Source organism: Flavobacterium sp. AK-301, assembly GCF_058310215.1.
Genome location: NZ_JBZEES010000011.1, coordinates 92,211 through 100,326, shown reverse-complemented (window position 1 = coordinate 100,326; position 8,116 = coordinate 92,211). Strand labels below are relative to the sequence as shown.

General features: G+C 38.1%; 5 protein-coding genes. 1 reads left to right on the top strand and 4 read right to left on the bottom strand.

What is annotated here, in order from left to right:
• Both AC4FQX_RS13065 and AC4FQX_RS13060 read right to left on the bottom strand, forming a co-directional pair.
• On the bottom strand, nt 1–2,567 hold a 2,567-nt coding region (locus tag AC4FQX_RS13065), incomplete at its 3' end, for an FG-GAP repeat domain-containing protein (protein ID WP_491168151.1).
• Between the two features lie 133 nt (nt 2,568–2,700).
• A complete protein-coding gene (locus tag AC4FQX_RS13060; RefSeq protein WP_491168150.1) occupies nt 2,701–3,168 on the bottom strand; it encodes a T9SS type A sorting domain-containing protein in 468 nt (155 codons plus the stop codon).
• A 381-nt stretch (nt 3,169–3,549) separates the two neighbouring features.
• On the opposite strand from AC4FQX_RS13060, the gene AC4FQX_RS13055 reads away from it, so the two are divergent.
• Entirely contained in the window at nt 3,550–4,020 is a 471-nt protein-coding gene (locus tag AC4FQX_RS13055; protein ID WP_491168149.1) for an Lrp/AsnC ligand binding domain-containing protein, read from the top strand.
• Nucleotides 4,021–4,168: 148 nt separating this feature from the next.
• Here the strand turns inward: AC4FQX_RS13055 and AC4FQX_RS13050 are convergent, their stop codons facing one another.
• Both AC4FQX_RS13050 and leuS read right to left on the bottom strand, forming a co-directional pair.
• The gene (locus tag AC4FQX_RS13050; protein ID WP_491168148.1) at nt 4,169–4,864 is read right to left on the bottom strand and encodes a zinc metallopeptidase; all 696 of its coding nucleotides are present in this window, start codon (nt 4,862–4,864) and stop codon (nt 4,169–4,171) included.
• Nucleotides 4,865–5,142: 278 nt separating this feature from the next.
• Nucleotides 5,143–7,974, bottom strand: coding sequence for a leucine--tRNA ligase (gene leuS / locus AC4FQX_RS13045; RefSeq protein WP_491168147.1), 2,832 nt, complete (start codon nt 7,972–7,974; stop codon nt 5,143–5,145).
• Between the last annotated feature and the right edge of the window lie 142 nt (nt 7,975–8,116).

Below are 8,116 nucleotides of genomic sequence, written 5' to 3'. Positions count from 1 at the left end.
TGTAATACGGAACGAAACCCAAAAAAGCCCAGTCCCTGAGTATTGGAAACGGCTCCGTGATAGTTAAAATCTTGTTGTTGGGTCAATAAATGGCTCTTTTGTTCTACTTTTTGAACGACTTTAAATCCGGGTGCCATTTCAATATCCATATTGGGATACTTTTCTGTATATCCGGAAGGTTCGTAATAGGGTTCGTAAGGGTCACTTATTAAGGAGCGATACGTGATGCTTTGGGTGATCTGATCGCCATTGACTACTTGTCGCAACGCAACGTCTTCTCTACTGTCTTTTTCGTTTTTAAAGTGAAAGATCTTGTTTTTACTCACTAATGCATATTCCAGATGATGATTCTTTTTTTCATTGGTCAGGAATATGGGAATAGCACGACTGTAGATGGAGGGAAATAAAATTTTCTTTACTTTTTGAATAAAGGTGATGGTATTGGGGTTTACTGTTTTATTTTCAAATACCTGGATTCCGGTAACCATAGGATTGCCATTTACGCCTAATTTTCCGTGTCTGAGCGTGGTAAGGGTCTCCTGAAATAAAATATCTGTTGTACCGTCTCCGTTAAAATCTCCGGGGATATAATGGGTTTCTTTTAAGCAGTAGGGATAGCTGACGTTACCGGCGGCATCTTTAAAATATTGGGTTCCTTCTAAAGGCAGATGGTAGCCAAAACCTAAAGGGGTATTTTTCTTAACGAACGAGGTGCCGGCAGAGAAATAAAAATTCCAACTGTCTTTGCCTTCTTGTTGGGGAATAACAAAATCGGCTTTCCCGTCGCCATTATAATCGCCTAACAGAATGGGTTTGTCTAATGTTATTGCGGGATCAACGATATAACAGAGATATTCTAGTACGTTATTACTATTTAGAGAAAATACATCTACTCTTCCTTTATTAAATACTAAAAAATCGGATTTCCCGTCGCCATTAACATCGGCAACCAAAATCTTATTGCCTTTTGAAACGGCAATATTGCCGATATAACTTACATAATTGGTGGTTAAACGTCGGTCCAGATTAACGAAATAGCAGACTCCGGAATTGCCGTTATAGGTAATGGCTATTATATCGGTAAGTCCGTCTCCATTAAAATCTCCGCTGATATATCTTCGCTCGAGACCATTTTCATTGGTAAAGGTGTATTCTTTTTTATCCTGAAACGAAATAAGACTGGCTCCGCCTGCGCAATAGGTACTGAAATCTGCGGTATTTCCATTCTCTTTCACTACGGTCCAGCCTTGATAGGGCATTAATTTTCCGGCATGATTTAGCCAGGATACGGTAAAGATTTCTTTGAATTTCCCTACATTATGGGTCCAGCCCATATTGGGACTGTTTCCATCCTGAACGTCGGTATACAACCAGTATTTGGTTTTAGCGGCGTCTCCGAAAGTGGGATAGAGAATAAAATCCATTTTTCCTTTGCCGGTCAAATCTGCGGTTAGTACTTCTGAATTATCGGAAGTGGTATTATCAAAATTGATCGTGGAAATGGCATCATTTACAAAACTGGAATTGGCTGTATCATTGTATATAAAGGTAACGGGATCGTAGCTTTTACTGTTATCTCCACTTTTTTCCTGAACTTGGATCAAGCGTTCGTAGCCTATTGAGGTGAGATCGTGTGTAAGACTGTAATTTCTGAAACCAATGCCACTGCCGATAACTTTTATTTCACTTAAAACGGTACTTCTGAAATACGGAACTCCGCCTACGTAGGCATGCTGGGTATTGGTTCTGGGTTTATAAATAAACCGGATTTCATTGACAGGCTTGCTTGTATCTGTACCTCCGTATTGAATACTGGAAATACTGATTACATTATCGGTATAAACATAGGTATAGTCGATTCGGACGCCTTGTGGATTCTGCCAAAAACTGATGGCGTAGTCTGTGGGGGTATAGGAATAGGTGGTACTGCCATACTGAGCGAGAGAACCGTCGGGATAGTGTACGGTAAAGTAGGCGGGACCATAATTGGCTCCGAAAGGGGAAACGCCATGGGAGGTAATCTTGATATTGGAGAAATTCTCGGTCTGATATTCGGCGCCTTCTTTGCCATAGATACCGCTTTTTAAAAGTAAACGCTGTCCGTCAAAGGCAAAACGATCGGTAGGGGAATAATTTATGGGATCTATCCTATTATCATGGAGTGTAGTAGACGGAATTCGGGTAATCACGGATACGCCGCTTATATTCCAGCCATAACCGGCTAGCCCGTTACTGCCCTGACTGTTATAGGATAAACTAACAGAGGGAACTACGCCATTGATTCCGGGAGCAACGGCAATGGGAATATCATAAACGGCTCCTCCGGTTAGGGATACGGATAACTGCCCTTCGGTTACGCCAAATTCGGAGGAACCGACTGCGAATGGGCTTATTTTAGGGCTACTTCTCTTTGTGGCTTCTAGTGGAACAGCTTCGGAAGAAGGCTGAACAAAATGGGTTCTGATAATTGGGGTGACTCCTTCTACAGGAATTCCTCCTATATTTTTATCCTGTGCCTGACTTATAAACGAAATCAGTAAAAGGAATAGATAGTAATGTTGTTTCATATGCTGTGTTAGTTGTTAGTTGCTGGTTGTTGGTTGTTGGTTGCTGGTTGCTGGTTGTTAGTGAGCACTGAGACTGTGAACTGTATACTGTGAACTGAATACTGACAACTGAGACTGAATACTGAAAACCGGATTACTTCTTAATAATATGGATCACTTTCTTTTTACCGTCTTGATAGTGTAATTGTACGTGATAGGTACCTACGGGTACGGTGTTAAACGGAATGGTCAGTGTTGTTTTCTTAGACAGATTAGCGAAGGAACGGATGATCTGCCCTCTTGTGGTAAAGACGTCTATGGCATGGATAACGGCATCGGGGGTATTCTCCCAGTTCATATGGAGTTCTTCTCTAGTGGGATTGGGATAATAGGTAACTACAGCGGATTCTTTTTCTGTAAAAGCAGGAAGCACATCTGCACCTGCAACTGGATCTTCGATTTCTTCTAATTCTTCAAAATCGGATAACATTCTGCAATTAATACAAATCAGCTCTCGTTGGACCTGGTTTCCGGCAGCATCATAGCTGAATGACAATTTCTTTTGAGCTAAACTCAAGGCTGAAAATAAAAAACAGCTAACCAATAGTAGTATTCTTTTCATACGGTAATCGACTTTAAGTGAAAATTTTCTTAAAAAAAACAAACTTAAGCCTTTTGAAGCAAACTCCTATAGTATTATAAACATTTTTCTATAAAAAAAGCAGATTACACAAGAATATTATACTAAAACACACCTTAAAGCAAACAAGTATGCTTAAAAAATACAATTTTTATTAAAGAATTATCAATTAGAAATTATTGTTTTTTTTGTTTACAGTCTCAGTTTCAGTATACAGTTCACACAATGCTCAGAACTTTCAACATTAAACTTTTGATATTAAATTTTTGACATTGGACTATAGACTTAACAGAACTTTAAGCAAAGAAACCTCTTTTGTTTTAACTAAAATGAATATTTTTACAGAACTTCAATACTTCGATTATGAAAATTAACTTACATACTGTTGAAATTGACGGCATCGATAAAGAGATCTTAAGAGATTTGATGGAAGATGCCCGTAAACCTATTCTACAAATCGCACATAAAATAGGGATTTCGGGCGCTGCAATCCATCAGCGTTTAAAAAAACTGGAGCAGGCGGGTGTAATCAGCGGTTCTAAATTTACGATAGACATTAAGGTTCTGGGATATAGTACCATGTCGTTTGTAGGGATTTATCTGGATAAAGCTTTACGAAATCCTGAAGCGGTAAAGGAACTTAAAAAAATACCGGAAGTTCTGGAATGCCATTACACTACAGGAAACTGGTCGATCTTAATAAAAATAATCTGCCGCGATAATGAACATCTGATGCAGTTACTAAATACTAAAATACAGGTTATTGAAGGCGTTTCCCGAACGGAAACTTTTATCTCTCTGGAACAACAAATTGATAGACAAATACAGCTTTAGTCGTGCAAGCGCACGGTTTAATTTGTTTATTTTAAAATTTGTTTAAAGTTTAAGGTTAGCTGAATACGGATTACTCAATCGCAATGCTCGGTTAACTTTAAACCTTAAACTTTAAACAAATTTTAAAACAAGACGGTCAACTAAGAAACTAATTTCTTGATGATCCTCCTAATATTCTCATAGCAAAATAAAGCAGGGTGGCTAATGACCCTAATGCGGCAACGACATAGGTTCTTGCAGCCCATTTTAAGGAGTCTTCGGCTCCTGCATATTCTTGCTGAGTCAGCATATTTTTTCCTTTTAACCAAGCTAAAGCTCTGTTACTGGCATCGTATTCTACGGGTAATGTAATGAAACTAAACAGAGTCCCTACTGCAAATAATCCTAAACCAATAATGGCAACGGTCTGCCCAATTGCGGAACTCGCCATCAGAATTAAACCGGCTATAATTACCCATTGTGACATGCTTGATGCAATATTTACAAGGGGTACTAATTTAGAACGCATCTGTAACCACTCATACCCTCTTGCATGTTGCACAGCATGTCCACATTCATGGGCAGCAACGGCGGCGGCGGCGGCATTTCTCTGATTATATACTCCTTCGCTTAAATTAACGGTCTTATTAGATGGATTATAATGATCTGAAAGCATTCCGGGAGTGGAAACAACTTTTACGTCATAAATTCCGTTATCTGCCAACATTTTTTCTGCAATTTCTGCTCCACTCATACCATTACGCAAATGAACTTTTGAATAAAATTCAAATTTGCTCTTTAACTTTGAACTGACTAACCAGCTCATTAAAGCAATGGCTCCAATAATAATGTAATATCCTATCATCTTAAATTATTTTATTTTAAAGATATAGAATAAAAATCAAAAATCCCGCCAATTTTTAAAATTGACTTTTTGGCAGGTTGGTTGTTGAGGAGTTATTTGTTTAAAGTTTAAGGTTTTAAGTTTTAAGCACCGCAACTAATAAATAAGCCGAAAATCCAATGTCAAAAGTCTGAAAGCTGCCGTCGTGACTGTAAACTGAATACTGAAACTGTGAACTCAGTATGTAGCGAACCTTAAACTTTAAACAAATTAAAACAATCAATTAAAAACTAGTTTCTCTATCCTACTAAGTTGATTATTTTTCCGGGAACGATGATTACTTTCTTTGGGGCTTGTCCGTCCAGTTGTTTTATGGTTCTTTCGTCTTCCATTATTATTTTTTCGATCTCAGCGGCTGTCAGCTCCATTGGTAACTCAATTTTGAAACGCATTTTTCCATTAAAGGATACGGGATATTCTTTTGAGCTTTCTACGAGATTAGCAGCGTCAAATTCAGGAAACGGAACATCTGAAACGGAGGTTGAATGTCCTAATTGTGACCATAATTCTTCTGCAATATGTGGTGCATAGGGAGACACTAAAACTGCCAACGGTTCCAGAATCGCTCTTTCATGACAATTTTGAGCTGTTAATTCATTTACTGCAATCATAAAGGCACTTACGGAGGTGTTAAAAGAGAATCCTTCTATATCTTCTTGTGCTTTTTTAATGGTTTTATGTAATGTTTTCAGTGAATCTTTACTTGGCTCATTATTAGTTACAATCAAACCGTTATCATCAAAATATAGTCTCCATAGTTTTTTCAGGAATCCTGAAACTCCTGAAATACCGGAGGTTGCCCATGGTTTTGCCTGCTCTAAGGGTCCTAGGAACATTTCGTATAAACGCAGGGTATCTGCTCCGTATTCTGTACAAATATCATCGGGATTGATTACATTGTAATAGGATTTGGACATTTTTTCTACTTCTCGACCTACAATATAGTTACCGTTTTCTTCTGTAATAAATTCGGCATTCTTATAGTCTTCTCTCCAACTTCTCAATCCTTCTATATCCAGTTCGTCGGAAGCATTTACATAGGATATATCAATGCGAATAGGCTGTACTTTATGATTCTGTATTTTATTTTTTGAAATGTATGTATTGGTTCCTTCTATTCTGTAAACTAATGCGGTTACTCCTAAGATCATTCCCTGATTAATCAGTTTTTTGAAGGGTTCTTCATTGGCAATATATCCTCTGTCTTTCAGGAACTTATTCCAGAAACGGGAATATAATAAATGTCCGGTAGCATGTTCGCTTCCGCCAATATACAGATCAACATTCTGCCAGTACTCTAAAGCTTTTTTACCTGCAAATTCAGCATCATTATGTGCATCCATATAACGCATCCAGTACCATGAGCTTCCTGCCCATCCGGGCATAGTGTTCAACTCTAATGGGAATATGGTTGTGTTATTAATGAGATCATTATTTACTACGGTATTTTTTTCGGTATCCCACGCCCAGTTAATGGCATTTCCTAGAGGTGGCAATCCATCTTCTGTTGGCAAATACTTTTCTACTTCGGGTAAAACAATCGGCAGATATTTTGCATCGATCATCTGTGGTAATCCGTTTATATAATATACGGGAAAGGGTTCTCCCCAGTACCTCTGTCTGGAAAATACGGCATCGCGTAAACGATAATTAATCTTTCCTTTTCCTTGTCCTAATTTCTCTAAGGCTTCAATTCCTTTTTTTGTTGCTTCTTTATATCCTAATCCATTCAGAAAGTCGGAATTAGCGATCTTCACGGTATCTTTTTCTGAATAGGCTTCTTTGGAAATATCTACATTTTCAAAAATGTTTTTAATTTCCTGCATTCCTTTTTGTCCTTTAAAGAAGGTAGCAAAATCATAGTCACGCTGGTCTCCGCAAGGTACAGCCATTACGGCTCCTGTTCCGTAACCTGCTAAAACATAATCCCCTATCCATACGGGAATGGCTTCTTTTGTGAAAGGATGTTCTGCATAAGCTCCTGTAAAAACACCTGAGATCGTTTTCACATCTGCCATACGTTCGCGTTCGCTTCGTTTTGCTGTAGCTTCAATATAAGCGACAACTGCTTCTTTCTGTTCGGGTGTTGTGATTTTGGCAACCAACTCATGTTCGGGAGCCAGAGTCATAAAGGTAACGCCATAAATGGTATCGGGACGGGTAGTAAAAACTGCAATTTTAGCATCGGAATTCTTTACTTTGAATTCTACTGAGGCTCCTACTGATTTACCAATCCAGTTACGTTGACTTTCTTTTAATGATTCTGTCCAGTCTATGGTATTGAGTCCTTGTAATAAACGTTCTGCATAGGCAGAAATACGCATACTCCATTGTGTCATTTTTTTTCTGATCACGGGATGTCCTCCACGTTCTGAAACCCCATTGATGATTTCATCATTTGCCAGTACGGTTCCTAAAGCGGGACACCAGTTTACTTCTGTTTCTGCAAGAAAAGTCATTCTGTACTGTAACAATATTCTTTGTTTCTGTTCGTCTGAAAAAGCATTCCATTCGGCTGCTGTAAACGGAATACTATCGTCATCACAAACTGCTTTTACATTTGCATTTCCTTCTTTTTCAAAAACAGCGGTTAATGTTGTAATATCTTCTGTTTTATCAGAACTGATATTATACCATGAATTGAACAGCTGAATATAGATCCACTGTGTCCATTTATAATATTCGGGTTCGGAAGTACGTACTTCTCTGCTCCAGTCAAATGAAAAACCGATTTTATCCAGTTGTTCGCGATAACGGTTAATATTTGTTTCTGTTGTAAGGGCAGGATGTTGTCCGGTCTGAATTGCATACTGTTCTGCGGGTAATCCGAAACTATCATATCCCTGGGGATGGAGTACATTAAATCCTTTATGACGTTTGTAACGTGCATAAATATCACTTGCAATATATCCGAGTGGATGTCCTACATGTAATCCTGCTCCTGATGGATAAGGAAACATATCTAACACATAATACTTAGGCTTATCTGATGCATTATCTGCTTTGAATGTTTGGTGCTCTGCCCAATATTTTTGCCACTTGGCTTCTATTTCGTTTGGATTGTACTTCATTGGATTGTTTACTGTGTTGAAAAACTAAAAATTATACCTAAAAAACCAAAATTATGGTTCTTCGGGCAAATTAAACGACAAATTTACATTTATTGTACGAAAGTCAAAACTTTCATCGTTATAAACTATGTATCAAAGAATT

Bases quoted from the DNA above. Each gene is read 5' to 3' on its own strand.
- AC4FQX_RS13060 (WP_491168150.1), bottom strand. From the start codon at position 3,168: ATGAAAAGAATACTACTATTGGTTAGCTGTTTTTTATTTTCAGCCTTG.
- AC4FQX_RS13055 (WP_491168149.1), top strand. From the start codon at position 3,550: ATGAAAATTAACTTACATACTGTTGAAATTGACGGCATCGATAAAGAG.
- AC4FQX_RS13050 (WP_491168148.1), bottom strand. From the start codon at position 4,864: ATGATAGGATATTACATTATTATTGGAGCCATTGCTTTAATGAGCTGG.
- leuS (WP_491168147.1), bottom strand. From the start codon at position 7,974: ATGAAGTACAATCCAAACGAAATAGAAGCCAAGTGGCAAAAATATTGG.